Raw genomic sequence first — 26,190 nt, forward strand, 5'->3', positions numbered from 1 at the left:
GCGGTCTCATCGGAGTCCGCGGGCCACGAGCCCGCGGCCGCGGCGAGGCGGATGCGGCAGGAACGAGCGAAAAATGGGGTGTCACCGTGGACGCTGAGTCGATCGCCGAAGGCCGAGAGCGCTGGGCGAAGCGCTATGCGTCGGCCGCGAAGCGCGAGGCCGACTTCACCACGCTCTCGGGGCTCGAGACCGAACCGGTCTACGGCCCGCCCGACGGCGTCGCCGACCCCCGCATGGAGCGCATCGGCTGGCCCGGCGAATTCCCCTTCACCCGCGGGCTCTACCCGACCGGCTACCGCGGGCGTCAGTGGACCATCCGCCAGTTCTCCGGCTTCGGCAACGCCGAGCAGACCAACGCCCGCTACAAGATGCTCCTCAAATCGGGCAGCGGCGGCCTCTCGGTCGCGTTCGACATGCCCACGCTCATGGGCCGCGACTCCGACGAGCCCGCCTCCCTCGGCGAGGTCGGCCACTGCGGCGTCGCGATCGACTCCACGACCGACATGGACCGCCTCTTCGACGGCATCGACCTCGGCGGCGTCACCACCTCCATGACGATCTCCGGGCCCGCGATCCCCATCTTCTGCATGTACCTCGCGGCCGCCGAACGGCAGGGCGTCGACATCGGCAAGCTCGACGGCACGCTCCAGACCGACATCCACAAGGAGTACATCGCCCAGAAGGAGTGGCTGTTCCCGCCCGAGCCGCACCTGCGCCTCATCGGCGACCTCATGGCCTACTGCGCCGAGAAGATCCCGCGCTACAAGCCGCTCTCGGTCTCCGGCTACCACATCCGCGAGGCCGGATCCACTGCCGCGCAAGAACTCGCGTTCACCCTCGCCGACGGTTTCTCATATGTGGAACTCGGGCTGTCACGCGGCCTCGACGTCGACGCCTTCGCCCCCGGGCTCTCGTTCTTCTTCGACGCGCACATCGACTTCTTCGAGGAGATCGCCAAGTTCCGCGCCGCCCGCCGCATCTGGGCCCGCTGGCTCCGCGACGTCTACGGCGCACAGACCGACCGCGCCCAATGGCTCCGCTTCCACACCCAGACCGCCGGTGTCTCCCTCACCGCCCAGCAGCCCTACAACAACGTCGTGCGCACCGCCGTCGAAGCGCTCGCGGCCATCATGGGCGGCACGAACTCCCTGCACACCAACGCCCTCGACGAGACCCTCGCCCTCCCCACCGACCAGTCCGCCGAGATCGCCCTGCGCACCCAGTCGGTGCTGCGCGACGAGATCGGCGTGACCAACGTGGCCGACCCGCTCGGCGGCTCCTGGTACGTCGAGGCCCTCACCGACAAGATCGAGGCCGAGGCCGAGAAGATCTTCCTCCAGATCCTCGCCCTCGGCGGCGAAGCGGGGGAGGACCCCGCCGCCGTAGCGAGGGAAGCGGCCGATCGCCACGAGATCGGCCCCGTCACCTCCGGCATCCTGCGCGGCATCGAGGACGGCTGGTTCAACTCCGAGATCGCCGAGGCCGCCTTCACCTACCAGCAGCAGCTCGAAGACGGCACCAAGCACATCGTCGGCGTCACCGAACTCCACGACACCGTCACCCCCGACCTGGAGATCCTGCGGATCTCCGGCGACATCGAACGCGAGCAGAACGCCGTGCTCGGACGCCGCCGCGAGGGCCGCGACAACGCCGCCGTCGAACGCGCGCTAGCGGACATCGTCACGGCCGCAAAGGGTTCGGCGAACCTCATCGAGCCGATCCTGGAGGCGGCCCGCGCCGAGGCGACCCTCGGGGAGATCTGCGGCGCGCTGCGCGAGGAGTGGGGCGAGTACCGCGAGACCACCGGTCTCTGAACGTTTCGGCTGCGCGCCAACGTTTTTCTGGTTCCGGTGACGATGGGCACAGTGCGACGTTTCGGATCGGGCTCCCGCGGGTACCCGAGCGAGTGGTTACGCCGATATTCGGCCGTAGTGTCCCATGTATTGCTATATCTCCCTAGTGATCCAGAATTTACCTTCTATCATTGCCTTTGGCCCGCAAGCAGTCTTACAATGAGAAGCGTCAGGGCCCCGAGTGGGCGACATGCTTCAACCGATGTCCACACGGGCAGGAGGGCGATCGCATGGCAGACAATCGATCAGAAGGCAAGCGGCAGGGTTCGGACGAGTACGGCCACCTGGCGCCGCTGTTCCGGGAGCTGGCCTCCCTCGACGAGGGCGACCCGCGCCGGGCGGAGGTCCGGGAGCAATTGGTCACCGGGCATCTTCCTCTGGCGGAGCACATAGCACAGCGGTTCGCGGGCAAGGGGATCGCGAAGGACGACCTCGTGCAGGTCGCCTCCGTGGGCCTCATTCACGCCGTGGACCGCTTCGACCCCGACCAGGGGGCGGACTTCCTCTCCTACGCGGTCCCCACGGTGATGGGCGAAGTGCGCCGTCACTTCCGCGATACGAGTTGGCCGATGCGCGTGCCGCGCCGGCTGCAGGAACTTCGGATCGCGTTGAACCAGGCGGGCGGCGAGCTGTCGCAGCGCCTCGGTCGACCGCCGACGGACGAGGAGATGGCAGAGCACCTCGACATCACCGTCGCCGAGGTGCAGGAGGGCTACGAGGCCAGGCAGGCCTACAGGGCGGTCTCGCTGGACGAGCCGCCGTTCGCCGACGGGGAGCGCTCGACGCTCGCCGAGTCGGTGGGCGAGGAGGACGCCGCGCTCGAACTCGTCGAGAACCACGAGTCGCTCGTGCCGCTCATCCAGGAGCTCCCGCAACGGGAGCGGAAGATCCTGGCGCTGCGGTACTACGGCGACATGACGCAGACGCAGATCGCCGAAGAGGTGGGCATCTCGCAGATGCACGTCTCCCGGCTCCTCCACCGCACGTTGGAGGATCTGCGCGACGGACTGGACAGGACCGCCCATTAGGGACCATTAGGGACGCTGTCCGAAGAATGGAGTACCACGCCGGAGCGGCGGGCCGAAAGGCCCGCCGCTCCGGTCTTCCGCCCCCGGAAGGCTGCGTCCCCGAAGGGCTGTGTCAGACCTCGCGTTGCCGCAGGGTGTCGCGGATCTTGTCGATGAAGCCGATCCCGGGCCCCAGGATGAGGTTGCCCGGCGGCTCGTCGGGTGCGTTCGGGTGCGGCCGGGTCGGCGCGAACTCCTTGGCGGCCAGCACCTTGTGGCCGAGGTCCTGGAGCTCCTCCGCGTCGCAGGCCTCGCGCAGCCGCGGCAGGAGGGTCCGCTCCTCCTCGTCCATGTGGTGCCGGACGTCCTCGATCATCTGCTTGACGAGCTGCTCGAAGTGCGGATTCTCCGGCCCGAGCCCTTCGAGGTCCTTCATGACCTCCTCGGCCTCGGCGTGCTCCTCGATCTCGTGGTCGACGATCCTGTCCCCTTCGGGGATACGGGATCTGGCGGCCGGGTACATGAACTGCTCCTCCGCCACCTCGTGGCGGACGATCTCGGCGATGACGTGGTCGACGAGTTCCTTGCGGCCGACTGCGTGCCCGGTGTGGCTTTCGAGCTCGACGAAGGCGGCCTCGAACTCGCGGTGGTCCTTGACGATGACATCGATCAGGTCGGTGTCTGCCTCGTTATGCGGCATCGGTCCTCCTTGGTGCGATCGATCGGATTCAGGGCGTACCCGGGCGATGCGGGGCAAAACCCTGGTGCGGCACGCGTCAGGCCCGGTCCGGGAGGACCGGCCCGACTGTCGTGATCACATCGCGCCTGGGCGGATCGAATCGCGGATGCGGTTCATGAACCCCGCTCCGGGCTCGAGGATGCGGTCGGCCGGGATCGCATCGGCCGCTTGCGGATGCGGTCGGGTCGGGGCGGTCTCCCTGACGTGCACCAGCTTGTCGCCGAGCTCTTCGAGCTTCGCTTCGGTGCATGACTGCTGGAGACGGGGTACGAGGTTCTGCTCCTCGTCCTGGGCGTGGTGGCGGTAGTCGTCGATGAACTCGCGGAGCTTCTGCTCGAAATGCGGGTGTCCGGTCCCGAACACTTCGAGGTCCTTCATGAGACTGTCGATCCGGTGGTGCTCGTCGATCTCGTGGCGGACCAGCGCCTCGCCGTCGGGCAGCTGCCGTCGGAGCTCGGGGAACACGTACCGCTCCTCGGCGGTCCACTGGCGGACCGTCTCGGCGAGGGCGTGGTCGACCAGGCCCTTCCGGTCGCGCGAGTAGCCGTGGTGGGACTCGAGCTCCCCGAAGACCCCCTCCATCGTCCGGTGCTCCTCCGTGAGCACCTTGATCAGGTTGTTCTCGTGCGTCATGGCTGCCTCCTCGGCTAGACCCCCGGCATACCCGGGGCGGTGCGAGTGAAACCCGCGCACCGGGTCGGCGACTCCTGCCGGGCGCGCCGCGGACCGGGCACGGATACGGCGCCGCCGCGGTGTACCCGCGGCGGCGCCTCCACCCCCTGTGGCCCTGCGGCCCGATGATGCCGGGCCCGTCCGGGGTCAGGACTTGATGCGGTCCACCAGCTCACCGGTGACCGACTGCGGCAGGTGGTGGGCGATGTCCCCGAGCGAGATGATGCCCACGAGACGGCCCTGGTCGAGCACCGGAAGCCGGTTGATCTGGTGTTCCTTCATCTTGGCGACGGTGATGTCGACGTCCTCGTCGGCCTTCGCGAGGATCAGGTGGCCCTGCGGAAGGCGGTCGACGGTGTACGTCTCGGGGTCGTGCCCCATCGCCATGACGCGCAGGACGAGGTCCCTGTCGGTGACCATGCCGTGGAGCTTGTCGTCCTCCGCCCCGCAGATCGGGAGCGAACCGACGTCCATCTCCGCCATCAGCCGGGCCGCGTTCGCGGCCGTGTCGTTGCTTTTGATGCAGGTGCACCCGGTGTGCATGAGGTCGCGTGCGGTTGCCATGCTGCTCATCTCCTTTTTCGTACTGTTGCCACGAGTATCGTTCGCGTCTTCGTTTCGCGCGGCGTTATGCGAGTTCTCATCAGGCCATGAGCCGCTGCGCGGCCCTGCAGATCGCCGCCGCGTCGATCCCGGCGGCGGCCAGCTGCTCGGCGGGCCCGGCCGAACCGGGCATGCCGCGGACGGCGAGCTTGTGGAAGCGCACGTCGGGAATGTGCCCGGCCACGGCGTCGAGCACGGCGTCGCCGAGCCCGCCGACGGGCCAGTGGTCCTCGACGGTGAGGACGCGGCCGGTGTCGGCGGCGGCCTGGCGGATCGCGGCGGCGTCGAGCGGTTTGACCGAATACGCGTCGATGACGCGCACCGGGAGGCCCTCGTCCGCGAGGCGCTCGGCCGCGCTGAGGCTCTCGGAGACGGTGATCCCGGCGGCGACGATCACGACCTTGTCGTGCGCGGAGGCGACGAGGGTCCGGCTGCCGCCCACGGGGAACAGCTCGTCGCCCCGGTAGATCACCGGCGTCTCGGCGCGGGTGGTGCGCAGGTAGCTGATGCCCGGCAGGTCGGCCATGGTCGCGGTCAGGTGTGCGCACTGGTTGGCGTCGCACGGGTAGAGGACCACGCTGCGCCACAGCGTGCGGAACATGGCGAGGTCCTCGAGGCCCATCTGGCTGGGGCCGTCCGCGCCGATCGAGACGCCCGCGTGGGAGCCGACGACGCGCAGGTCGGCGCCGCCGATGGCGGCCATGCGCAGGAAGTCGTGGGCGCGGGTGAGGAACGCGGCGAACGTGGAGGCGTAGGGGATCCACCCCTGGGTCTGGAGCCCGACGGCCGCGCCGATCATCTGCTGCTCGGCGATGTAGCACTCGAAGAAGCGGTTCGGGAAGGCCTTCTTGAACGCGGCCGTGCGGGTGGAGTCGGCGACCTCGCCGTCGAGGACGACCACGTCCGGGTTGGCCTCGCCGAGCGCTTCGAGGGCCGCACCGAAGCCGTCCCTGGTCGCGGCCATGCTCCCCACCGGGAACGACGGCCGCCGGACCGACGTCGACGGCCGGCTCTGCCGCGGTTCGCTCGAACGCGGCCCGTTTACGTGGACGCGCGCCTCGCGCACGCCCCCGAGCTCCACCACGGCCTTCTCGGACTCGTCGAGGGGCTTGCCGTGCAGGCCCTCCTTGTCCTCGGCGGCGGCGACGCCCTTGCCCTTGCGGGTGCGCGCCAGGATCACCGTGGGCCGGGAGCCCTCGTGCTCGGCCTCCGCGAAGGCCCGGTCGATCTGGGCCGGGTCGTGGCCGTCGATCTCGACGGTGTGCCAGCCGAACCCGCCGATCTGGGTCGCGTACGCCCCGGTGTCCCACCCGTAGCGGGTGGGCCCGGTCTGGCCCAGCCGGTTCACGTCGACGATCGCGCACAGGTTCCCGAGCCCGAAGTCGGCGGCGGCCGCGAAGGCCTCCCACATGGAGCCCTCGGCGATCTCGCCGTCCCCGCACAGCACCCACACGCGCGCGGGAGAGCCGGACAGGCGGGCGCCCAAGGCCATCCCGACGCCGATGGGCAGGCCCTGCCCGAGCGACCCGGTGGCCACGTCGACCCACGGCAGCCGCGGTGTCGGGTGGCCCTCGAGGTCGGAGCCGAGCCTGCGGTAGGTCAGCAGGTGCTCCTCGTCGATGGCGCCCGCCGCGTGCAGCATCGCGTACAGCAGCGGTGAGGCGTGGCCCTTGGAGAACACGAGCCGGTCGTTGCCCGGCAGGTGCGGATGATCGAAGTCGTAGTGGAGGTGCCCGGATAGGAGACCGGCCATGAGGTCGGCGGCCGACATCGAGGACGTGGGGTGACCGGAGCCGGCGCGGGCCGACGCGCGCACCGCGTCGACGCGCAGCTGCTGCCCGAGCTCGGCGATGTCGCTGGTGCGGGCCTCGATGACGCTCACGGCTCCTCCTGGTTGTCCGGTGCCGGCGTTCGGCTCTGAAAGCCAGGGCTACCCGCGCTCACCGGCCCGAAACCGCGTGTCGCAGCGGCTCTCGCGGGTATCCGACGACTGCGGGTCCAGGGGGCTCGCGGCGTGCCGCCTCGTCTGGTGGCGATGCCCATAGGGGGCACTGCGGTGCGCTTCAACGTCCTTGAAGGAGGGGTGAACGATGAACGCGCACCCGATGTCCGCGAGCGGGCATCACTGGTGGGAGGCCGAGCGCCGCCGCACCACGGCCGTCCAGGACGGCGCCGCCGCCGTGGGCCTGCTGTTCGTGGTGATCGGCGTCCTCGGATTCCTGCCCGGCATCACGACCGACTTCTCGAGCATGACCTTCTCGGGGGCCGACTCCGAGGCCGCCGTGCTGGGGATCTTCCAGGTCTCGGTGCTGCACAACCTGATCCACATCGCGTTCGGCCTACTGGGGCTGTTCATGGCCTGGTTCGTGAAGGAGGCCCGCTGGTACCTCGTCGGCGGTGGCGTCCTGTACACCCTCCTGGGCATGTACGGCTTCCCCGTCGCCGACCACCACGTGGGGAACTTCCTGCCGGCGAACACCGCCGACGACTGGCTGCACCTCGTGCTCGGCCTGACGATGATCGCGCTCGGCCTGTTCCTGCACAACAAGCTCCCCGCCGAGAGCGAAGCCCGCGGGGAGGGCGACTTCGGCGAGACCAACCGCGGCGCGGCCCGCTGACCGCGCGGACACGAAGCGGAGCGGCGCTTCGGGACGGATTCCCGAAGCACCGCTCGCATGCGGTTCTCCGCCGACCCGGCACGGCAGCCCTCTACGAACCGCACCGGGCGACGGGAGTCCCCGCAGGCGTTCGCCTGCCGGAGGGGGCTACCCGGAGCCCGCGGAAGTATGCGCGCCGCCTCCCACCAGGGGTCGCTCGCCGTCTGCGAGGTTTCCACCGAGCCGGGCGGGGAACCCGATCCCCATCGCACCCGGTCGAAACCGGACACCGCGGAGGTGAGGGAACGATGCCGCAGCAGCAGTGGACCGAGAAGGAAGAACGCCAGTACGGGCACATTCGGCACCAGGCCGAATTGCGCGGCATGGGCCACGACCGGGCTCAGGAACTCGCCGCCCGCACCGTCAACAAGGAACGCGCCCGCAAAGGCGAGACCAAGACGGCGAGCCGCACCTCCATCAAGGACATGTCGTCCTCCAAACGAGGTGGCCAGCGGTCGCACTCGGGGCCCAAGGGCCGCACCAAAGAGCAGCTCTACCAGGAGGCCCGACGCAAGAACATCGAAGGCCGATCCAAGATGAACAAGGCCGAGCTCCAACGCGCCCTCGAGAAGCGCTCTTGAGCCCGGCGGAGAGAGGTGAGGACATGGAGGTTCGACACGACCCCGAGGCCCGGGCCATGCGTGAAGCCGAGCGCGAGCACCGCGGCGAATGGGCCGATGCCGACCAAGACGCCCGCGACTGGTCCCAACGGAGCAGGCGCGGCTGGGGCCGCCGCCACGACTGGGACGAGCAGGACCGCTCGGTCGGCCAGATCGTGGGAGACCTGACGTCGCAGGTGGCGCACTTGGCCCGCGTCGAGGCCCAGCTGGCCGCGCGGGAAGTCGCCGACAAGGCCAAGCGCGGCGCGTTCGGCGGCGGGATGTTCGCCCTCGCCGGCGTCATCGCGATCTACGGCGGGGCCGCATTGGCGCTCGCCGCGGGCATCGCCCTCGCACTCGTGTGGCCGGCTTGGCTGGCCGCGCTGGTGATGGGTGTGGCGCTGCTCGCCGTGGCGGGGATTTTCGCGCTCGTGGGTCGCGCCAAGCTGCGCAGCGCCATGCCGCCGATCCCCGAAGAGACGATGGAGCACGCCCGGGAAGACGCCCGGGCGCTTCGAGGGAGGATGGACCGATGACCGGTATGCAAACGCAGCCGCCCGGAGGGATCCCGCCCGGGGTCGGGCTCGCCCCGCCGCCTTCGGTGTCGATGCCGTACCTGCCGAACGTGGAGCTGCCCACCGAGGAGGAGAACCTGGCGCGCCAACGCAACTGGGCCGTCGAGGACGCCGAGGCGGACCAGCACAAGTCCACTCGGGAACTGGAGCGGGACGCCGAGCAGACCCGCGCGCGGGTCAACGACTCGGTGCGCGAACTCCGGTCGCGGCTCGGCCTCGACCCGGACGCCGCGCACGCGCACGGGCCCTTCGCGCCGGTGCGGCGCCACCCGCTCACGGTGGCCATCGCGGCAGCGGGCGCGGCCACGGCGGCGGTCGTCGGCGTGCGCGTCCTCCGCGACCACCGCAAGTCCTCGAAGGCCGCCCGCGAGGCGGCGCGGGAAGCGATCAAGGCCACCGAACGCCGCCGCAAGGCGGCACGGAAGGCCGCGCGCAAGCGCTGGGCCGCCGCGAAGGACGCCTTCGGCTCCGCCGCAATGACGGTGCAGAAGCAGCGCAAGAAGGCCATGCGCCGCATGACGCACCGCTGAGGCGGCACAAGAACGGCGGACCGGCGGGCCATGGCCCGCCGGTCCGCCTCTGTCTGAACGCTCTTGCTAGCCGGGCATGGTCTCGCCGCCGAGGGCGGCCACGACCTCGCCGGTGATGTAGGACGACATGCGGTTGGACGCCAGGAACACGAACGACGGCGCGAGTTCGTCCGGTTCCGCCGGACGGCCCATCGGCACGTTTTCGCCGAAGCCCTCCACATGGTCCTCCGACAGCGTCGAAGGAATGAGCGGTGTCCACACTGGACCCGGTGCGACGCAGTTGACGCGGATGCCCCTCGGCGCGAGCGCCTGCGCCATCGAATACGTCCAGGCGATGATCGCGCCCTTGGTCGCCGAGTAGTCGATGAGGCTCTTGTTGCCCCGCAGCCCGTTCACCGAGGCGCAGTTGACGATCGCGTCGCCCTCGACCATGTGCGGCAGCGCTGCCCTGGTCACGCGGTGGAAGCTGTGCATGTTGACGTTGAATGTGTGCTCCCACTGCTCATCACTGATGTCCTCGGGCCGGTCCACCGGCGTCTGCGTCGCGATGTTGTTGACCAGCAGGTCGAGGCCGCCGAGCGCCTTGAGCGTCTGGTCGACCACGTCGCCGCAGTGGTCCCGGTCCCCGAGGTCGCCCGGGAGCAGCGCGCACTTGCGGTCTTCGGCCTCGACCAGTTCCGCGGTGCGTTCGGCGTCCTCGTGCTCCTCGAGGTAGGCGATGGCGACGTCGGCGCCCTCCTTGGCGAAGGCGATCGCGACGGCTCTGCCGATCCCGGAGTCCCCACCGGTGATGAGCGCCCGGCGGTTCTTGAGGAGTCCGCGGCCCTCGTAGCCCTGCATGGCGTCCTTGGGCTTCGGGCTCATCGCCTCGGTAAGGCCCGGAGGTTCCTGCTGCTGTCCCGGCTTTCCCATCGGTCCTTCCTTTCGCTCCGCCCGGTCGCGGCTCGACCGAGTCCCGGGCGATCGAATACCCGCCGTCGATCGCCGATAATCCCGTACGCCGTACAGTGTGCAAGGGTGGCCGCCCTCTTGCGCGCCGTACGAAATACGGTGTACGAAGTACTGCGTGCGAAACTCGAAGGGACCTCGGTCACATTCCAGCCCGGTGGCCCGGTTCGGCCGCGTCCGTTCGATCCGGTATTTCCGGTTCCGGCGCCCGTTTCCCGGACCGCTGCTGGTACCGAACGTGTGAATGCGTTAGGTTGTTGGGGATCCAACTCTGTGCATACGCCGCCCTCACGTGGTGGAACAGCAGCATGTGAGCGGTCACTTTTTACTATTGAACGACCTCGACAACGAGTTGCAAACGAGCACCCCCAAGGAGGCGCAATGACTGGCAGCGACAAGGATGCCGTTGCTATCGGGATCGACTTCGGCACCCTCTCGGGTCGCGCCGTCGTCGCATCGGTGGCCGACGGTCGCGAGCTGGCCAGTGCCGAGCACGTCTACGCGCACGGCGCCATCGAAGAGGCCCTCCCGGGCTCCGGTGTCCGCCTGCCGCGCAGCTGGGCGCTCCAGTCGCCCCAGGACTGGGTCGACGTGCTCCGCAACGCCGTGCCCGCAGCGCTGGCCGCCGCCGGTGTGAGCGCCGACCAGGTGGTCGGCATCGCCACCGACTTCACCGCCTGCACGATCCTTCCGACCACCGCCGACGGCACCCCGCTGTGCGAGCTCGACGAGTTCGCCGCCCGCCCGCACGCGTGGCCCAAGCTCTGGAAGCACCACGCCGCCCAGGGCCAGGCCGACCGCATCAACGCCGTCGCCGCCGAGCGCGGCGAGTCGTGGCTCCCGCGCTACGGCGGCAAGATCTCTTCGGAGTGGGCCTACGCCAAGGGCCTCCAGCTCCTCGAGGAGGACCGCGAGATCTACGACCGCGCCGAGCGCTGGATCGAAGCCGCCGACTGGATCGTGTGGCAGCTGTGCGGCGAGGAGACCCGCAACTCCTGCACCGCCGGATACAAGGGCATCGTGCAGGACGGCGAGCGCCCGTCGCGCGAGTACCTGGCCGCGCTCAACCCCGACTTCGTCGACTTCAACGCCAAGATGGAGCACCCGCTCCTGCCGCTCGGCGACAAGGCCGGCGAGCTCACGGCCCAGGCCGCGGAGTGGACCGGTCTGAACGCCGGCACCGTGGTCGCGGCCGGCAACGTGGACGCGCACGTCACCGCCGCCTCCGCGAAGGCCGTCGGCCCCGGCCAGATGGTCGCCATCATGGGCACCAGCACCTGCCACGTCGTCAACGGCGAGAACCTGACCGAGGCCCCGGGCATGTGCGGCGTGGTCCGCGACGGGATCACCAAGGGCCTGTGGGGCTACGAGGCCGGGCAGTCCGGCGTGGGCGACATCTTCGCGTGGTTCACCAAGAACGGCGTCCCCGGCGAGTACACCGCCGAGGCCGAGAAGCGCGGGATCTCGATCCACCAGTACTTGACCGAACTCGCCGAGCAGCAGGCCGTCGGTCAGCACGGCCTCGTCGCGCTCGACTGGCACTCGGGCAACCGCTCGGTCCTGGTCGACCACGACCTGCACGGCGTCGTCCTCGGCCTGGGCCTCCAGACCAAGCCCGAGGACATCTACCGGGCGCTGGTGGAGGCCACCGCGTTCGGCACCCGCATGATCGTCGAGACCCTCGTCAAGGCGGGCGTCCCGATCGAGGAGTTCGTCGCGGCCGGCGGCCTCTTGAAGAACAAGTGGCTCATGCAGACCTACTCGGACGTGCTGCGCATGCCGATCACGGTGCTCACCTCCGAGCAGGGCCCGGCCCTGGGTTCGGCGATCCACGCCGCCGTCGCGGCGGGCGCCTACCCGGACATCTACGCGGCCGCGGAGGCCATGGGCAAGGTCGAGCGCCGCGCCTACGTCCCCGACGAGGCCCGCGCCGACGCGTACGACGAGCTGTACGCCGTCTACGAGGAGCTGCACGACCACTTCGGTCGCGGCGGCTCGCGAGCACTGCACAAGCTGCACAAGATCGCCACGGAGGCGACGAAATGAGGCCCGCGCCCGTCGCCCCGCCCACCGCTCGCTTCGCTCGCTTCCCCGAATCGGAGTAAACACAGATGAGTTTCAAAACGACCGCGGCCGTCGAGGAGATGAAGGTCAAGGTGTGCAACCTGCACGCCGAACTCCTGCGCTGGGGCCTGGTGACCTGGACGAGCGGGAACGTCTCGGGCCGTGTCCCGGGCACCGACCTGATCGTCATCAAGCCGAGCGGCGTCTCCTATGACGACCTCACGCCCGAGCTGATGGTCGTGACCGACCTCGAAGGCAAGATCCTCGACGGCGAGCTCGCGCCGTCCTCGGACGCGGAGAGCCACAATGTGGTCTACCAGCGGATGCCCGAGGTCGGCGGCGTGGTCCACACGCACAGCCCGTACGCGACCGCGTGGGCCGCTCGCGCTGAGCCGATCCCGTGCGTGATCACGGCGATGGCCGACGAGTTCGGCGGGGAGATCCCGCTGGGCCCGTTCGCGCGCATCGGTTCCGACGCCATCGGCAAGGGCATTGTGGAGACCCTGCAGGGGCACCGCTCCCCGGCGGTCATCATGCAGAACCACGGCGTGTTCACGATCGGCAAGGACCCGAAGGCCGCCGTCAAGGCCGCGGTGATGGCCGAGGACGTGGCGCGCACCGTGCACCTCTCGCGCCAGCTCGGCGAGCCGGTCCCGATCCCGCAGGCGGACATCGACAAGCTCTACGACCGCTACCAGAACGTCTACGGCCAGCAGCCGTCCTCCAAGGAGCAGTAAGCATATGGAAACCAAAGAACTGTGGTTCGTCACCGGCAGCCAGCACCTGTACGGGCCCGACGCGATCGAGCAGGTCGCGCAGAACTCGGCCGACATCGTGGCGGGGCTCGACGGCGCCTCCGCGATCCCGGTCAAGGTGGTCGCCAAGCCGGTGCTGACCACGCCTGACGAGATCAAGCGGGTGCTGCTGGAGGCCAACGCCGCTGACGAGTGCATCGGCGTGGTCGCCTGGATGCACACGTTCTCGCCCTCGAAGATGTGGATCGGCGGGCTCGGCGTGCTGCAGAAGCCGCTGCTGCACCTGCACACCCAGCACAATCGCGACCTGCCGTGGGCCGACATCGACATGGACTTCATGAACCTGAACCAGGCCGCCCACGGCGACCGCGAGTTCGGGTACATGCTCACCCGCCTGCGGCACCGCCGCAAGACGATCGTGGGCCACTGGGGCGACGAGAAGGTGCAGGCGCGCATCGGCAACTGGGCGCGTGCCGCGTTGGGCTGGAACGAGGTCCAGAACCTCAAGCTGGTCCGCTTCGGCGACAACATGCGCTATGTCGGTGTGACCGAGGGCGACAAGGTCGAGGCGCAGATCAAGCTGGGCGTCGAGGTCAACACCTACGGCATCAACGAGCTGGCCGCGCGCGTCGACGAGATCGAGGACAAGGCCGTCGACGGCCTCGTCGCCGAGTACGAGACCGCCTACGACGTGGTGCCCGAGCTGCGGGTCGGCGGCGAGCGGCACGAGTCGCTGCGCGACGCCGCGCGCATCGAGCTGGCGCTGCGTTCGGTGCTGGAGGAGCACGGGGCGAAGGCGTTCACGGACACCTTCGAGGACCTGGGCACGCTCAAGCAGCTGCCGGGCATCGCGGTGCAGCGCCTCATGGCCGACGGCTACGGCTTCGGCGGCGAGGGCGACTGGAAGACCTCGATCCTGGTGCGCCTCATGAAGGTCATGGCCACGGGCCTTGAGGGCGGCACGTCCTTCATGGAGGACTACACCTACAACCTGGGCGCGGAGTCCCCGCAGATCCTGGGCGCGCACATGCTCGAGGTGTGCCCGACGATCGCGGCCGAGAAGCCGAAGGCGGAGATCCACCCGCTCGGGATCGGCGGCAAGGAGGACCCGGTGCGCCTGGTCTTCACCGCCCCGCCCGGCGCCGGCATCACCGTCGGCATGATGGACCTGGGCACCCGGCTTCGCCTGGTGGCCAACGAGGTCGACGCGGTCGAGCCCGACGAGGACCTGCCGAACCTGCCGGTGGCGCGCGCCGTTTGGGAGCCCCGCCCGAACCTGGAGGTCTCCGCCGAGTCCTGGCTGACCGCCGGCGGTCCCCACCACACCTCGTTCACGCAGGCCTTCGGCCGCGAGGTCATGGAGGACTTCGCCGAGATCGCCGGGATCGAACTGGTGACCATCGGCGAGGGCACCAACGTGCGCGAGTTCAAGCAGGAGCTCCGCTGGAACCAGGTCTACCACCACCTCGAGGGCGGCATCTAGCAAGCGCCGCAAGACGAGACGCCGAGGGGCGGGCCCGCAGGGGCCCGCCCCTCACTCGTTCGGGTGCATTTCTTGGAGGGCGGGGGCTTCGGCACGGTTTTCTGTCGGACCGCGATGCCAGGCTGGGACCCCCGGGGAGGGTGGGGGTTCGGGAAGGTCGTCCATCCCGAGCCCCCACCCACCCAAAGGGGACCGAAGCCTGGGCCGATCGTGGCAGGGGGGTCCGACAACATGGGCCGCCGCGCGGCCGCTACATCCGGTTCTTCACCCAAACGGGGTCGAGGATCGCGTCCCAGGCGATCTCGGCGGCACCCGTCAGGGGTCCCGCCGCGCCGACGGTTCCCGCAACGATCTGCGGCGGCTCGTCTCTTCTGAAGGCCATCAAGTGCTCGCGGCAGCTCTCCTCGATCAGGTTGCGGCGCAGCCGGATCAGATCCACCCCAAGGCCCGACAGGCTGATGGCCTCCGGGTCGAGCGCGTTCGCGAGGGCGCCGAGCCCCTTGCCGAGCGCCGCCGCGTTGTCGTCGAGGGCCGCCACGGCCTCGCGCTCGCCGGTCTCGGCCCGCCGCAGGATCTCCTGCGCCAGGTCGCGTCCGGTGCCGTAGCCCGGCTCCTTCCCGAACCGCCGCACCAGCGCGTTCGCGCCCACGTCGAGGCTCCAGCAGCCGCGCACCCCGCACATGCACTCCAGGGGGGACCCGGTGAGCGGCATGTGCCCGAACTCCCCGGCGATGTTGTGCCCGCCCCGCTGCGCGTCACCGCCCAGCAGCAGCGTCCCGCCGATGTCGAAATCGATGTGGAAGTGCATCGCGGTCCCCATGCCCCGCAATGCCCCCCGACGGGATTCGGCGAGCCCGGCGAGGCGGGCGTCGTTGTCGATCACCGTGGGGGGCCAGCCCGCGCCGAGGACCGAGTCGAGCTCCACCTCGTCCCAGCCGAGGTGCGAGATGTGGAGCCGGTGGCCGTCGCGGATCGGGCCGGAAGTGGCGAACCCGAGCATCGCCAGCCGCGGCGTCTCGTGCCGCGCCACGGCAGCGCGGATCTGGATGAAGGCCGCCGGGGTGCGGTCGTGCTCGCCGGACTCGAGCTCGGTGATCGTGCCGCCCAACTCGACCGACGCGAGCGTCCACGCGTCCTCCCGGAAGTCGACCGCGAACGCGAGGGGCCCTTCAGGGTGGGGGACCAGCAGTGTCGTGGGACGCCCGCGCCCGCTGGTCTCGGCCGGGACCTCGTGCAGGAGGCGGGCGTGCTCGAGTTCGCCGACGAGCGCTGCGGCGGTGTTGCGGCCGATGCCGAGCAGCCGGGCCGCCTCGGCCCTGGTGAACGGCTCGGTGGCGTCGTGGACGGCGCGCAGCAGCCGGACCTGGTTGCGGATCCGGAGGTCGGCGCTCGTCATCGTCTGGGGCATGCAGGGATTATGCCAGTCACGCCGAATTTTTGTGCTCGGCTCGAACATAAATCTTGACGGCACCGTCGAAGCCTTGTTATGTTCGTGTCAAGAACAAAAATGTCGGGCCGCCATCGGTCCGCCTCCTTCGAGACGGCAAGGACCCCAACCGCTGTGCCCACCGCAACGAACATCCTGGACCCGCTCGTCCTGCGCCGCGCCCGCATCGGGCTCCACGGCGCCTTCGCCACCTCCGGCTTCGTCATGGGCGCCTGGGCCGCCTCACTGCCCGGCATCGACGCCCGGCTCGGACTCGGCGAGGCGAAACTCGGCACCGCGCTCCTGCTCATCCAGCTCGTCGGCCTCGGCTCGATGGTCCTCGCGGGCCGCATCGCCGACCGCGTGACCAGCCGCAAGCTACTCCTGTGGACCGCCCCGGCCACGCAGCTGGTGCTCATCGCGCCCGCCCTCGCCCCGAACTACACGACGCTCCTCGCCTCCGCCGCGCTCTACGGCATCGGCGTCGGCTTCATCGAGGTCGGCATCAACGCCCACTCGGTCGAGCTCGAACAGCGCTACGGGCGCCCCATCATCTCCGCGTTCCACGGCCTCTGGAGCCTCGGCAGCGCCCTCGCCGGCGCCGTCACCGCCCTCGCCCTGGGGATTGGCTTCGGCGGCCAGGGCGTGCTCGTCGCCGTCGCCCTCATCAGCGCGGTCGCCATGGCCGCCTTCACCCGTCCGCTGCTGCCGCCACCGGGTCGAGACAACTCCGGCGGCAGCAGCGGAGCCCCCGTCCGCCGCATCGGCGCGATCCTCCTCGCCGCCATGTTCATCCTCGGCCTCGGCGGGCACCTCATCGAGTCCGGCGCGATCGACTGGGCGAACCTTCACGCCGCCAACGCCCTCGAAGCCGACGACGCCCTCGCGCCCCTCTCCTACACCGTCTTCGCCGTCGCCATGACCGTCTTCCGGCTCTTCGGCGACCCCATCCGCGCGAAGCTCGGCCCCGGCCCGACCCTCCTGTGGGCCGGCACCCTCGCCACCGCCGGTTACGTCCTCGTCCTCGTCTCGGACACGTCGTTCGGAGGCGCAGTCGGCGGCCTCCCCCTCGCCTGGACCGGCTGGCTCCTCGCCGGCAGCGGCATCGCCATCATCGTCCCGGTCCTGTTCAGCGCCATAGGCGAAGCCGGAGGCACACCCTCCAACGTCGCCCTCATCTCCATGTCCGGCTCCGCCGGGCTCCTCATCGGCCCCGCCGCCATCGGGTACATCGGCGAGGCCACCAGCATCACGACCGGCCTGCTCGTCCCCACGGTGCTCGCCGCCTTCGCCGCCTTCGCCGGACCGCTCACTCTGCGCCGCCTCCTGAACCGGCCGGCCGCGGGAACTTCTTCCGAATACCCGTCACCTCCTGTGGGCCTGACTCGTTAGCACAAGCAACAAGGAAGGAAACGTCTGAACCACGAGTGAACGGGGATATGGCCTTGAAGGTCGTGCGGACGTGCCGATATGCGCTCGATCCCACTGCAAGGCAAGAGCGGGCATTCCTGTCGCATTGCGGGGAAAGCGGTTCGCGCTTAATCACATGCTCGCGCTGGTGGAGGCGAACTTGTCGCAGCAGGAGGCCGAACGGTCCTACGGCGTCGCCGAAGTCGACCTAGCGCCGTCCGTGGACTGGTCGGCCTACGGGCTTCGAAAGGAGTGGAACGCCCGCAGGGACGACACCGCGCCGTGGTGGGGTGAGAACTCGAAGGAGGCATATGCCTCCGGATGCGCCGATCTCGCACGGGCGCTCGGCACGGTCGTGGTCGAGAACCTCCATGTCGCCGGGATGCTCCGCAACCGGCGATTGGCGCGGCGGATCGCCGATGCCGCGTTCGGCGAGATCCGTCGTCAACTGGAGTACAAGACCGCCTGGAACGGCGGCAACCTGGTGGTGGCCGACCGGTGGCTGCCGTCGTCGAAGACCTGCTCTGCCTGCGGCGTGGTGCAAGCCAAACTGCGCCTGTCCGAGCGGATCTTCACCTGCGAGCATTACGCCGCGGTCCTCGACCGCGACCTCAACGCTGCCTACAACCTGCGGAACCTCGTGAAGAGGGCCGCCGTGGACCTCGCTTGAACGAAGTAGCTCCCAACGCTGGGACCGCCGTGTCGACCTCACACAAGATCCTTCCGCATGGTCGCGGATCGTCGAGACGAGCGAGACTTCGTCTTTGGCATGCGCCGGGGTCGAGGTCCGCGACTGCTCTCCTCCCGGCATGAACACTGGGAGGATCACCCTCAATGGACGCACTCTTCATCGCCGCAGGCATCGCCTTCGGCGCTGTATTCCTCGGCGAAATGGGCGACAAAAGCCAGCTCATGGCCCTGTCGTTCGCCACGAAGTACCGGATGCGCACGGTCATCCTCGGCCTCGTCATCGCCATCGGCGCCCTCATCGGCATCTCAGTCGGACTCGGCGCCGCCGCCGGGAACCTCCTCCCCACCGACTGGATCCGCCTCGCCGCCGCGATCATGTTCATCGGCTTCGGCCTCTGGGGCCTCAAACCCGAGAAGGACGGGCACGACGAAGCCGAAGGCCCCATCAAGGAACGCCGCACCGGCCTGCTCACCGTCGTCGCCGCCATGTTCCTCGCCGAATTCGGCGACAAGACCATGATCATCGCCATGGGCATGGGCTCCAGCTACAACCCGTGGGGCGTCTGGATCGGCGGCACCGCCGGCATGCTCGCCGCCGACCTCCTCGCCGTCTTCGCCGGCGCCTGGATCGCCAAGCGCATCCCCGCGAAGGTCGTCCGCTACGTCGCCTCCGCGCTCTTCCTCGTGATCGGCGTCCTGCTGGGCATCGAGGCCGTCTCGGCGCTGGCGGACTAAGCTGGCGGTCATGCCGAAAACGGACGCGAACGTGGACACCGCCGTCATCTACACCGACGGGGCGTGCTCCGGCAACCCCGGGCCAGGGGGCTGGGGCGTGTACTACAAGTGGGGCGAGCACGAGAAGGAGCTGTACGGCTCCGACAAGGCCACCACCAACAACCGCATGGAGCTCATGGCCGCGATCCAGGCGCTCGAGACCCTCAAGCGCCCCATGGACGTCGTGCTCTACACCGATTCCTCATACGTCCGCAACGGCATCATGACCTGGATGAACGGCTGGAAGCGCAACGGCTGGATCAACTCCAAGAAGGAACCGGTCAAGAACGCCGACCTGTGGCGCCGTCTCGACGAGGCCGCCGCCCGCCACAACGTGGACTGGCGCTGGGTCAAGGGCCACGCGGGAGACCCCGGCAACGAACGCGCCGACCGCCTCGCCGGCAAGGGGCGCGACGAGGCCGCCGGACGCCGCTGAAACACGAGCCGCGCGGCCCACATCGCGCCCGGCCCCTGCTCCCGATCCACGATGAGAATGGAACAATCACCACCATGAGCGACCAGGTACCGTCACGATTCTCCGGAGGCGTCGACCTCAGCACCCTCGCCGCCGCCGCGCAACAGCAGCAGGCCGCGCAGCAGCAGGCAGGTGTGCCCAGCGGCGTCCTCGCGATCGACGTCACCGACGCGACCGTCCAGAGCGAAGTGCTCGAACGCTCCCTCGAAGCGCTCGTCATCGTCGCGTTCTGGGCCGACCAGGTGCCCGAGAGCCTCCAGGTGCGCGACGCCCTCCAGCGCCTCGCCGCCGAGGCCGGCGGCGCGTGGGTCCTCGCGAAGGCCGACGTCCTGCAGAACCAGCAGCTCGCCGCCGCCCTCCAGCTCCAGTCGCTGCCGGCCGTCGTCGCCCTCGCGCAGGGCCGGCCGCTCGACCTGCTCCAGGGCCCGCAGTCCGAGCAGGGCCTGCGCCAGTGGCTCGGCCGCGTCACCCAGGCCGCCGGGCTCGACGTGCCCCAGCCGACCGACCCCGAGCTCGCCGCCGCCGAGAACCTCATGGTCGAAGGCGACCTCGACGCCGCGGAAGCGGCCTACGACAAGTACCTCAAGAACCACCCGGCCTCCGGCGAGGCCGAAGCCGGGATCGCGCAGGTGCGGATGCTGCGGCGCGTCGGAGCCCTGCCCGACAACGCCGTCGCCATCGCCGACGCCGACCCCACCAGCATCGACGCGGCCCTCGCCGCCGCGGACCTCCAGCTCCTGTCCGGCCAGGCCGAGGCCGCCTACGAGCGCCTCATCGCTTTGGTGGCAACGAACTTCGGCGACGACCGCGAGCGCCTGCGCAAGCGTCTGGTCGAACTGTTCACCGTCGCCGGCGTCGACGACCCGGTCGTGGCCAAGGCCCGCCGCAAGCTCAGCGCCGTCCTGTTCTAACTGCACCGATAGTCAGCGCCGCAAGGCACTTCGAACCTCCACGTCACGTCGTGACGTGGAGGTTCGGCCGTTCGGTGGACGGCCAGAGCTGGTGCCGGGGCGGTCCGCTGTGACAAGCTAGCGTGGCCGGTGCAGTGTGGGAGGTGAGCGTTGCCAGCGACTCGAGCGAGACGCATCGCGGTCCTCGACGCGCCCTCCAACCTGGGCCTGCGCCCGCCCACCCCGAGCACTGTGCCCGGTTGCGCCAAAGCCCCCGGGGCACTGCGCGACCACCGGCTCCTCTCGCGCCTCAACGCCGTCGACGCCGGATGCCTCACCCCGCCGCGCTTCGACGCCTCCGCCTGGCGGCCCGGCGACGGCGTCGGCCAGGCGAAGGCCATCGCCGAGTACACGCGGCGCCTCGCCGACCGCGTGGAACGCCTGTGGCAGGAGCGGCGCTTCCCGCTCGTCCTCGGCGGCGACTGCTCGATCCTCCTCGGCCCCGCGCTCGCGGCCCGGCGCCGCACCGAGCGGGACCGCAGGGACCGCGGCCTGGTCTTCATCGACGCGCACTCCGACTTCCGCCACCCCGGGAACTCGCAGTACGTGGGTGCCGCGGCGGCCGAGGAGCTGGCGCTGGCCACCGGCCGCGGCCAGCCCGACCTCACCGACATCGGCGGCCTGCGGCCCTATGTCGACACCGATCACCTCGTGGTGCTCGGCCTGCGCGCGAACGACGCGCACCGGGTCGAACTGGAGGCCTCCGGCGTGTCGATGCGCACCGTCCCGGCATTGCGCGCCAACGGGATAGGCCGCTCGGCGGAGTGGGCGCTGGACGCGCTGGGCGAGGTGGCGACGTTCTGGCTCCACGTCGACACCGACGTCCTCGACCCCTCGGTGATGCCCGCCGTCGACGGCCCGGCCCCGGGCGGCATCTCCCTCGGCGAGCTCAGCCAGATCATCACCACCTGCGCCGCCGACGACCGCTGCGCCGGCATGGACCTCACCGTCTTCGACCCCGACTACGATCCCGACGGCGAATACGCGAAGGCCCTCGCCGACCTCCTCGTCGAAGCCCTGCAGTAGCGACCCTTTGCTGAAGTCCTCCAACCGAAACGGTGTCGCTTTCGATCCGTCCGGACCATATGGCGGCGAAGGGAAACCATTACGCTACAGGGAGTAGCCCTCCCCGCACTCCTCTGAAGAGAGCAGCCCGAGATGAGTGACCCCACCCCCAGCGGTGATGCCCCGAACGACCCCGCTCCCGAAGCGCCGCAACCGGAAGCAGCGCCCGAGCCGACGCATCCGCAGCCGACCATCCAGGTCCCGCAGTACCCGTACCTCTCGCCCAGCGCGCAGTACCCCGTCGTCCAGGCGCCGGCGTTCGCCCCCAAGAACGGCATGGGCCTGACGGCACTCGTGCTCGGCATCGCCGGAGCCGCACTGGCCCTCATTCCCTACATCGGCTGCATCGGGGCGATCGCGGGCGTCATCGCCATCGTCTTCGGCGCGATCGGCATCGCGAACGCCAACGGCGGCAAGGCCACGAACCGGACCTCAGCCATCGCCGGCCTGAGTCTCGGCATCGCGGCGCTGCTCCTCGGCGTCCTCGTCAACTTCGTCACCTACACCGCCTCGAGCTCGGTGGAGACCGATGCGGGCGAGATCACCGGCGCCTCCGATGGGGCCGCACCATCCGATGCGGACCCGGCTGAGGCCGCAGAGACGGCGAGTGAGGAGCCGCCGGAACCGGCCGGCATCGGGGACGGCCAGTGGAAGGTCGGCGAGGAGATCGAGCCGGGAACCTACGTGACCTGGGCTGAAGACGGCTTCATGGGCTGCTACGTCGCCCGGCTGTCCGGCTTCAGCGGCGAATTCGACGACATCATCGCGAACACCAATCTCTCGTCGGATGCCCGCGGCCGGATCACGGTGGCCGAGGACGATGCCGGAGTGGAGTTCTCCGGCGGGTGCGAGTGGCTGCCGGCGACGGAGGCGACCCTGGCGGCAACGGAAGGCGAAGTGGGGCCCGGCGTCTGGGAGGTCGGCACGGAAGTGCCGCCGGGAACCTATGTCACCGAAGCCGAAGGCGACGGGATCCTCGACAGCTGCTACGTGGCCCGGCTGGCGGGCTTCGGCATGGACTTCGACGAGATCATCGCGAACGACAACATCGACGGCGGTTCCCAGGGCCGCATCGAGATCGCCGATTCGGATGCGGGCGTGGAGTTCAGCGGGGAATGCACCTGGAGGCTCGAGTAGCCTCCAATAAATGCGTTGATCATTCGGCTTCTCTCGTAGGAACATTGACACCGCAGCTCGGCCGGTTGTCCACAATGTTCTCTCTGAGAGGAGCCCCTCCATGTCCTTCACCGATCTCAAGTCGAATGCGGCTCCGATCCGCCTGTGGGGCGATGTCGACTCGGTCGAGCCGCAGGCGCTCGGTCAGCTCCACAACATCGCCAAGCTCCCTTGGGTCCACGGTGTGGCGGTCATGCCCGATGTGCACTACGGGATCGGCGCCACGGTCGGTTCGGTCATCGCCATGCGCGGTGCGGTATCGCCCGCGGCGGTCGGTGTCGACATCGGCTGCGGCATGACCGCGCAGCGGACCTCGCTCACCGCCGACGACCTGCCCGACGACCTCGGGCGGCTCCGTTCGGCGATCGAGGCCGCCATTCCGGTCGGCCAGGCGATGCACAAGAGCTCGGTCGACACCGGCCACGTCAAGACGGGTTTGCACGGGTGGCACGAGTTCTGGTCGGGCTTCGGCGAACTGGCGCCTCAGGTGGCGCGTCGGACCGAGGCGAAGGCGATGAAGCAGCTCGGAACGCTAGGATCTGGAAATCATTATATTGAGCTGTGTCTATCCGATGATGGACAGGTCTGGATGATGCTCCACTCGGGCTCGCGGTACGTCGGCAATGCCCTTGCGCAGCATCACATCGAGAAGGCGAAGGGCCTGCCGCACAACTTGGACTTGCCGGACCCCGACCTGGCGGTGTTCATCGCCGATACGCCGCAGATGGAGGCCTACCGGCGCGACCTGTTCTGGGCGCAGGAGTACGCGCGCCGGAACCGGGCCGTCATGATGGCGCTGTTTCGCCGAGTGGTGAAGAAGCGGTTCCCGACGGCGCGCTTCGAGCCCGAGATCTCGGTCCACCACAACTATGTGGCGGAAGAGAAGCACTACGGGCAGGACCTCCTGGTCACCCGCAAGGGCGCGATCCGCGCCGGGTTCGGGGACATGGGGATCATCCCCGGTTCGATGGGCGCTTCGAGCTTCATCGTGCGCGGCTTGGGCAACGGCGAGGCCTACGAGTCGGCTTCGCATGGCGCGGGGCGGAAGATGAGTCGCAACGCGGCGAAGAAGCGCTTCACGGTCGAAGACCTCATCGCGCAGACCGAGGGCGTGGAGTGTCGCAAGGACGCGGGTGTGCTCGACGAGATCCCCGGCGCGTACAAGGACATCGAGGAAGTCATGGCGGCCCAGTCGGACCTTGTGGAGATCGTGGCGCGGCTGCGCCAGGTCATCTGTGTCAAGGGTTGATCGGCGAGGGATCGAAAGACGAAGGGCCGGACGGAAAGCCGTCCGGTCCTTCGTCATGTCGCGGTGCGGTCCGGGGTGATCAGGGGCATCACGATCTGGCCGAGGATCTCGTGGATGACCGCTTCGGTGGCCTGGCGGCCCTTCATGAGGAAGTGCCGGGTGAGCAGGCTCGTGGCCAGGTTCACGATGCGTGGGTGCCGCTCGGTGTCGCGGCGGTCGTCGCGATGCTCCTCGGGGATCGCGGTCTTGGTCTGGCAGCCTTGGGCCCGTTGCGGATCGAGCTGCTTCGAGGGCGAGTCCCACAGGCGAGGCTGCGCGCCTCTGCTACGAGCTTCCCGAGGCCTGGTCGGGGATGGACGAGGCCGGGCGGGAAGCGGCCGTGGAGAACACCGGCGGCGACACTCGGCGGGCGCGACGATGGGCGTCGACCGAGTCGGCGCCCATCGCGGTGCTCTGTTCAGTGTCGGTCAAGACGATCCGCTAGGAGGTGTACTCCCAGTCGAGGATGCAGGACCAGGCGACGTAGCCCCAAGCCCCGTTCCAGTAGACGCGAACCCAGTAGGTGCTGGTGGTGCCGCAGGCGGTGTAGCTGCCGCCGGCGGTGCGGCTGCACGCGGCGGGCACCCAGGTGTTGGCGGTGACGATGCCGAGACGGGTGGAGCCGGTGTTCGGGCTGGCCCGGTGGTTGACGGCCTGCTCGAAGCGGGCCCGGCAGGTCTGCTGGACGTCGACGTCGGTCGGCGAGACCGAGGTGCCCGCAGGAGCGGTGGGCACCGGGGTGGTCTCCGCCGAGGCGGTGGCGGACGAGGAAAGGGAGAGCAGGACGGCGGCCGCGATGGCCGCCATTGCGAAGATGATCTTCTTCATGCCTTGATCGCCTTTGTTTGGGGCTTGGTGATGGATTCGATTGAACCCGTTTCAGTGTCGGCGGCAAGCGACGCTGCGGCGGTACAAGGAATGGCGTTTGTCGGGTCCTTGACAGGCGGGATCGATGATTGGCACATTTCGTGCCAAGATCCACTTTGGGGTGTTGATTCGGGCTTATCCCTGGGGAAGCGCGGCGATGAGCAGTGCGAGATCGTCTTTATTGGCGCCCACGGTGCTCACGCGGCGGCGGCTTCCGTCCGGGAGTTCACGCATGATCCTCTTGCCGTCGAAATAGACTCGTTCGCCTTTCGGCGCGCCGATGCCTTTCGTACCGGGGCCGACGGCCATGTACACGGTGAGCGCACGGGTTTCGGTGTCATACCGGTACCGGGGTTTGCACAGCGAGCGCAGACCGCCGGCCAGGAACGCCAGGCCCGCGAGGGCGAAGGGGCCCATGGTCGGCACGAACGGCATCAGCAGCGACAGGGCCGCGCAGATCAGCAGCACGACGCCCATGGCGCACATGACGACCGACCAGCGGCGGGCGAAGCGGATCTCGAGGTGGCGGGAGGCATGGGACGACGGCATCGCGTCTCCTGTGGGGGAGGGGCAGGAGGGCCTTCAGCATAGCGGCAGTGAACGACGAAGGGCCCGAGCGCGGAGGCGTTCGGGCCCTTCTGTTGTCGGGGATTCGGCGTCTAAGCCTGGGGGAGGACCGAGATGAGGCGGGCGAGTTCGTCCTTGTTCATGCCGACCATGCTGACCTTGCGCGGGCCGCCGTTCTGACGGGCGCGCATGATCTTGGACTTGGCCGGGTCGAAGTAGATGCGCTCGCCTTTCGGGGCCCCGTAGGAGCGCATGCGGTAGCCGAAGGGGTGGAACAGGTCCAGGGCACCGGTCGCGGTGTCGTAGGTGCAGTAGGGCTTGGAGAACGAGAGGATCCCCATGATCAGGAGCAGCGGTCCGAGGATGAGCCAGAAGCTGATCCTCCCGCCGAGGAGCGCGAGAACGCCGAGCAGGAAGAGGAGGCCGCCGGCGACCACATTCAGGACCGAGAGGGCGGTGCTGTACTTGACGTCGATGCGGTAGGGGTTCTGCTGTTGCGACATGTTGTTCCTGTAGTTATCGGGGATGGGGGCGTCAGGGTATCTCAGTAGTGCTACCACTCTGATTCGACCCGTCGGCCGGCTCGCCCCCGCCCGGTCCGGTTCAGGCCGGGTGGAAGGGGACGGACGCGTACAGGCGGGGGAGGTCGGCGGTGTGGCCCGGCCAGGTCTTCACTGCACGGTGGGCACCGTCGGGGAGGACGCAGATGATGTTGCGGCCGTTGTAATAGAGGCGCTCGTCGACCGGGGCGCCGTGGAGCTTGTCCTTGTAGCCGAAGACGTCGACGAGCCGCAGGGTCCCTGAGGCGGGTTCGAAGACGCAGTACGGTTTCGCGAACTGGAGGATGCCGATCGTGAGCGAGACGGCCCCCGAGAACACCAACCCGAGCGTGCCGATCACCCCAGACGGGCCCGACATGAACGCGAGCCCGCCGATGAGCACCACGGCACCGAGGGCGCTGAGGAGTCCGGCGACGGCCGGGTTGTGGCGGACGGTGATCACGTGCGGGTGCATGAC

General features: G+C 69.3%; 28 protein-coding genes and 1 pseudogene. 17 read left to right on the plus strand and 12 right to left on the minus strand.

Going from position 1 to position 26,190, the window contains the following annotated elements:
- The first annotated feature begins 86 nt into the window (after window positions 1-86).
- Window positions 87-1,814 carry an acyl-CoA mutase large subunit family protein gene (locus ACFO8M_RS22165; RefSeq protein ID WP_387979671.1) on the plus strand — a complete coding sequence of 576 codons (1,728 nt, stop codon included), beginning with the start codon at window positions 87-89 and terminating at the stop codon, window positions 1,812-1,814.
- A gap of 269 nt (window positions 1,815-2,083) precedes the next feature.
- Window positions 2,084-2,881, plus strand: coding sequence for a SigB/SigF/SigG family RNA polymerase sigma factor (locus ACFO8M_RS22170; protein WP_387979673.1), 798 nt, complete (start codon window positions 2,084-2,086; stop codon window positions 2,879-2,881).
- Between the two features lie 112 nt (window positions 2,882-2,993).
- Here ACFO8M_RS22170 and ACFO8M_RS22175 read toward each other — a convergent pair whose 3' ends face one another.
- The 4 genes from ACFO8M_RS22175 to ACFO8M_RS22190 form a co-directional block, all read right to left on the minus strand.
- On the minus strand, window positions 2,994-3,560 hold the full coding sequence (locus ACFO8M_RS22175) for a hemerythrin domain-containing protein (protein ID WP_387979675.1): 567 nt from the start codon (window positions 3,558-3,560) through the stop codon (window positions 2,994-2,996).
- Window positions 3,561-3,674: 114 nt separating this feature from the next.
- Window positions 3,675-4,232: a hemerythrin domain-containing protein gene (locus tag ACFO8M_RS22180; RefSeq protein ID WP_387979677.1), complete on the minus strand. Its 558-nt coding sequence runs from the start codon at window positions 4,230-4,232 to the stop codon at window positions 3,675-3,677.
- A gap of 186 nt (window positions 4,233-4,418) precedes the next feature.
- Window positions 4,419-4,835, minus strand: a complete 417-nt coding sequence (locus ACFO8M_RS22185) for a CBS domain-containing protein (RefSeq protein ID WP_387979679.1) — start codon at window positions 4,833-4,835, stop codon at window positions 4,419-4,421.
- A 79-nt stretch (window positions 4,836-4,914) separates the two neighbouring features.
- The gene (locus tag ACFO8M_RS22190; protein WP_387979681.1) at window positions 4,915-6,756 is read right to left on the minus strand and encodes a transketolase; all 1,842 of its coding nucleotides are present in this window, start codon (window positions 6,754-6,756) and stop codon (window positions 4,915-4,917) included.
- A gap of 208 nt (window positions 6,757-6,964) precedes the next feature.
- On the opposite strand from ACFO8M_RS22190, the gene ACFO8M_RS22195 reads away from it, so the two are divergent.
- The 4 genes from ACFO8M_RS22195 to ACFO8M_RS22210 all read left to right on the plus strand — a co-directional run bounded on the left by ACFO8M_RS22195 (window position 6,965) and on the right by ACFO8M_RS22210 (window position 9,235).
- A complete protein-coding gene (locus ACFO8M_RS22195) occupies window positions 6,965-7,492 on the plus strand; it encodes a DUF4383 domain-containing protein (RefSeq protein WP_387979683.1) in 528 nt (175 codons plus the stop codon).
- A gap of 287 nt (window positions 7,493-7,779) precedes the next feature.
- Window positions 7,780-8,112 carry a plasmid stabilization protein gene (locus ACFO8M_RS22200; RefSeq protein ID WP_387979685.1) on the plus strand — a complete coding sequence of 111 codons (333 nt, stop codon included), beginning with the start codon at window positions 7,780-7,782 and terminating at the stop codon, window positions 8,110-8,112.
- 23 nt (window positions 8,113-8,135) lie between these two features.
- Window positions 8,136-8,666 (plus strand): phage holin family protein, encoded by a 531-nt coding sequence (locus ACFO8M_RS22205; RefSeq protein ID WP_387979687.1) that lies wholly within the window; start codon window positions 8,136-8,138, stop codon window positions 8,664-8,666.
- Complete coding sequence (locus ACFO8M_RS22210; RefSeq protein WP_387979689.1) at window positions 8,663-9,235, plus strand: hypothetical protein; 573 nt, start codon at window positions 8,663-8,665, stop codon at window positions 9,233-9,235. Before ACFO8M_RS22205 ends, ACFO8M_RS22210 begins: the two co-directional genes overlap by 4 nt.
- A gap of 66 nt (window positions 9,236-9,301) precedes the next feature.
- Here ACFO8M_RS22210 and ACFO8M_RS22215 read toward each other — a convergent pair whose 3' ends face one another.
- Window positions 9,302-10,147 carry an SDR family oxidoreductase gene (locus ACFO8M_RS22215; RefSeq protein WP_387979691.1) on the minus strand — a complete coding sequence of 282 codons (846 nt, stop codon included), beginning with the start codon at window positions 10,145-10,147 and terminating at the stop codon, window positions 9,302-9,304.
- Window positions 10,148-10,564: 417 nt separating this feature from the next.
- On the opposite strand from ACFO8M_RS22215, the gene araB reads away from it, so the two are divergent.
- The 3 genes from araB to araA all read left to right on the plus strand — a co-directional run bounded on the left by araB (window position 10,565) and on the right by araA (window position 14,485).
- The gene (gene araB, locus ACFO8M_RS22220) at window positions 10,565-12,229 is read left to right on the plus strand and encodes a ribulokinase (RefSeq protein WP_387979692.1); all 1,665 of its coding nucleotides are present in this window, start codon (window positions 10,565-10,567) and stop codon (window positions 12,227-12,229) included.
- A gap of 65 nt (window positions 12,230-12,294) precedes the next feature.
- Complete coding sequence (locus ACFO8M_RS22225) at window positions 12,295-12,984, plus strand: L-ribulose-5-phosphate 4-epimerase (protein WP_387979694.1); 690 nt, start codon at window positions 12,295-12,297, stop codon at window positions 12,982-12,984.
- 4 nt (window positions 12,985-12,988) lie between these two features.
- Complete coding sequence (gene araA / locus ACFO8M_RS22230) at window positions 12,989-14,485, plus strand: L-arabinose isomerase (protein ID WP_387979695.1); 1,497 nt, start codon at window positions 12,989-12,991, stop codon at window positions 14,483-14,485.
- A 250-nt stretch (window positions 14,486-14,735) separates the two neighbouring features.
- On the opposite strand, the gene ACFO8M_RS22235 is transcribed toward araA, so the two are convergent.
- Window positions 14,736-15,893: an ROK family transcriptional regulator gene (locus ACFO8M_RS22235; RefSeq protein WP_387979697.1), complete on the minus strand. Its 1,158-nt coding sequence runs from the start codon at window positions 15,891-15,893 to the stop codon at window positions 14,736-14,738.
- Between the two features lie 153 nt (window positions 15,894-16,046).
- Here ACFO8M_RS22235 and ACFO8M_RS22240 point away from each other — a divergent pair, with 153 nt between their 5' ends.
- From ACFO8M_RS22240 to ACFO8M_RS22275, 8 genes and pseudogenes are all read left to right on the plus strand, one after another.
- Window positions 16,047-17,303: an MFS transporter gene (locus ACFO8M_RS22240; RefSeq protein ID WP_387979699.1), complete on the plus strand. Its 1,257-nt coding sequence runs from the start codon at window positions 16,047-16,049 to the stop codon at window positions 17,301-17,303.
- A 349-nt stretch (window positions 17,304-17,652) separates the two neighbouring features.
- Window positions 17,653-17,964: pseudogene (locus ACFO8M_RS22245) on the plus strand (RNA-guided endonuclease TnpB family protein); the annotation flags it as partial.
- A 191-nt stretch (window positions 17,965-18,155) separates the two neighbouring features.
- A complete protein-coding gene (locus ACFO8M_RS22250; RefSeq protein ID WP_387979701.1) occupies window positions 18,156-18,746 on the plus strand; it encodes a TMEM165/GDT1 family protein in 591 nt (196 codons plus the stop codon).
- 10 nt (window positions 18,747-18,756) lie between these two features.
- Window positions 18,757-19,221 (plus strand): ribonuclease HI, encoded by a 465-nt coding sequence (rnhA, locus tag ACFO8M_RS22255; protein WP_387979703.1) that lies wholly within the window; start codon window positions 18,757-18,759, stop codon window positions 19,219-19,221.
- Window positions 19,222-19,295: 74 nt separating this feature from the next.
- Window positions 19,296-20,171 (plus strand): co-chaperone YbbN, encoded by an 876-nt coding sequence (locus ACFO8M_RS22260; protein ID WP_387979705.1) that lies wholly within the window; start codon window positions 19,296-19,298, stop codon window positions 20,169-20,171.
- A 150-nt stretch (window positions 20,172-20,321) separates the two neighbouring features.
- On the plus strand, window positions 20,322-21,236 hold the full coding sequence (locus ACFO8M_RS22265; protein WP_387979707.1) for an arginase family protein: 915 nt from the start codon (window positions 20,322-20,324) through the stop codon (window positions 21,234-21,236).
- A 132-nt stretch (window positions 21,237-21,368) separates the two neighbouring features.
- The gene (locus ACFO8M_RS22270; RefSeq protein WP_387979708.1) at window positions 21,369-22,412 is read left to right on the plus strand and encodes a DUF308 domain-containing protein; all 1,044 of its coding nucleotides are present in this window, start codon (window positions 21,369-21,371) and stop codon (window positions 22,410-22,412) included.
- 100 nt (window positions 22,413-22,512) lie between these two features.
- On the plus strand, window positions 22,513-23,700 hold the full coding sequence (locus ACFO8M_RS22275) for an RtcB family protein (protein ID WP_387979709.1): 1,188 nt from the start codon (window positions 22,513-22,515) through the stop codon (window positions 23,698-23,700).
- 53 nt (window positions 23,701-23,753) lie between these two features.
- Here the strand turns inward: ACFO8M_RS22275 and ACFO8M_RS22280 are convergent, their stop codons facing one another.
- The 6 genes from ACFO8M_RS22280 to ACFO8M_RS22305 all read right to left on the minus strand — a co-directional run bounded on the left by ACFO8M_RS22280 (window position 23,754) and on the right by ACFO8M_RS22305 (window position 26,187).
- The gene (locus ACFO8M_RS22280) at window positions 23,754-23,885 is read right to left on the minus strand and encodes a hypothetical protein (protein WP_387979711.1); all 132 of its coding nucleotides are present in this window, start codon (window positions 23,883-23,885) and stop codon (window positions 23,754-23,756) included.
- Window positions 23,886-24,024: 139 nt separating this feature from the next.
- Complete coding sequence (locus tag ACFO8M_RS22285) at window positions 24,025-24,171, minus strand: hypothetical protein (protein ID WP_387979713.1); 147 nt, start codon at window positions 24,169-24,171, stop codon at window positions 24,025-24,027.
- A 9-nt stretch (window positions 24,172-24,180) separates the two neighbouring features.
- Window positions 24,181-24,567 (minus strand): hypothetical protein, encoded by a 387-nt coding sequence (locus ACFO8M_RS22290; RefSeq protein ID WP_387979715.1) that lies wholly within the window; start codon window positions 24,565-24,567, stop codon window positions 24,181-24,183.
- 174 nt (window positions 24,568-24,741) lie between these two features.
- On the minus strand, window positions 24,742-25,155 hold the full coding sequence (locus ACFO8M_RS22295; protein ID WP_387979717.1) for a hypothetical protein: 414 nt from the start codon (window positions 25,153-25,155) through the stop codon (window positions 24,742-24,744).
- A 110-nt stretch (window positions 25,156-25,265) separates the two neighbouring features.
- Complete coding sequence (locus tag ACFO8M_RS22300; RefSeq protein WP_387979719.1) at window positions 25,266-25,676, minus strand: hypothetical protein; 411 nt, start codon at window positions 25,674-25,676, stop codon at window positions 25,266-25,268.
- Between the two features lie 100 nt (window positions 25,677-25,776).
- Window positions 25,777-26,187: a hypothetical protein gene (locus ACFO8M_RS22305; protein ID WP_387979721.1), complete on the minus strand. Its 411-nt coding sequence runs from the start codon at window positions 26,185-26,187 to the stop codon at window positions 25,777-25,779.
- Window positions 26,188-26,190: the final 3 nt, after the last annotated feature.

It is taken from the genome of Glycomyces rhizosphaerae (assembly GCF_042647865.1).
In the GTDB taxonomy this organism is placed as follows: Bacteria; Actinomycetota; Actinomycetes; order Mycobacteriales; family Micromonosporaceae; genus Glycomyces; species Glycomyces rhizosphaerae.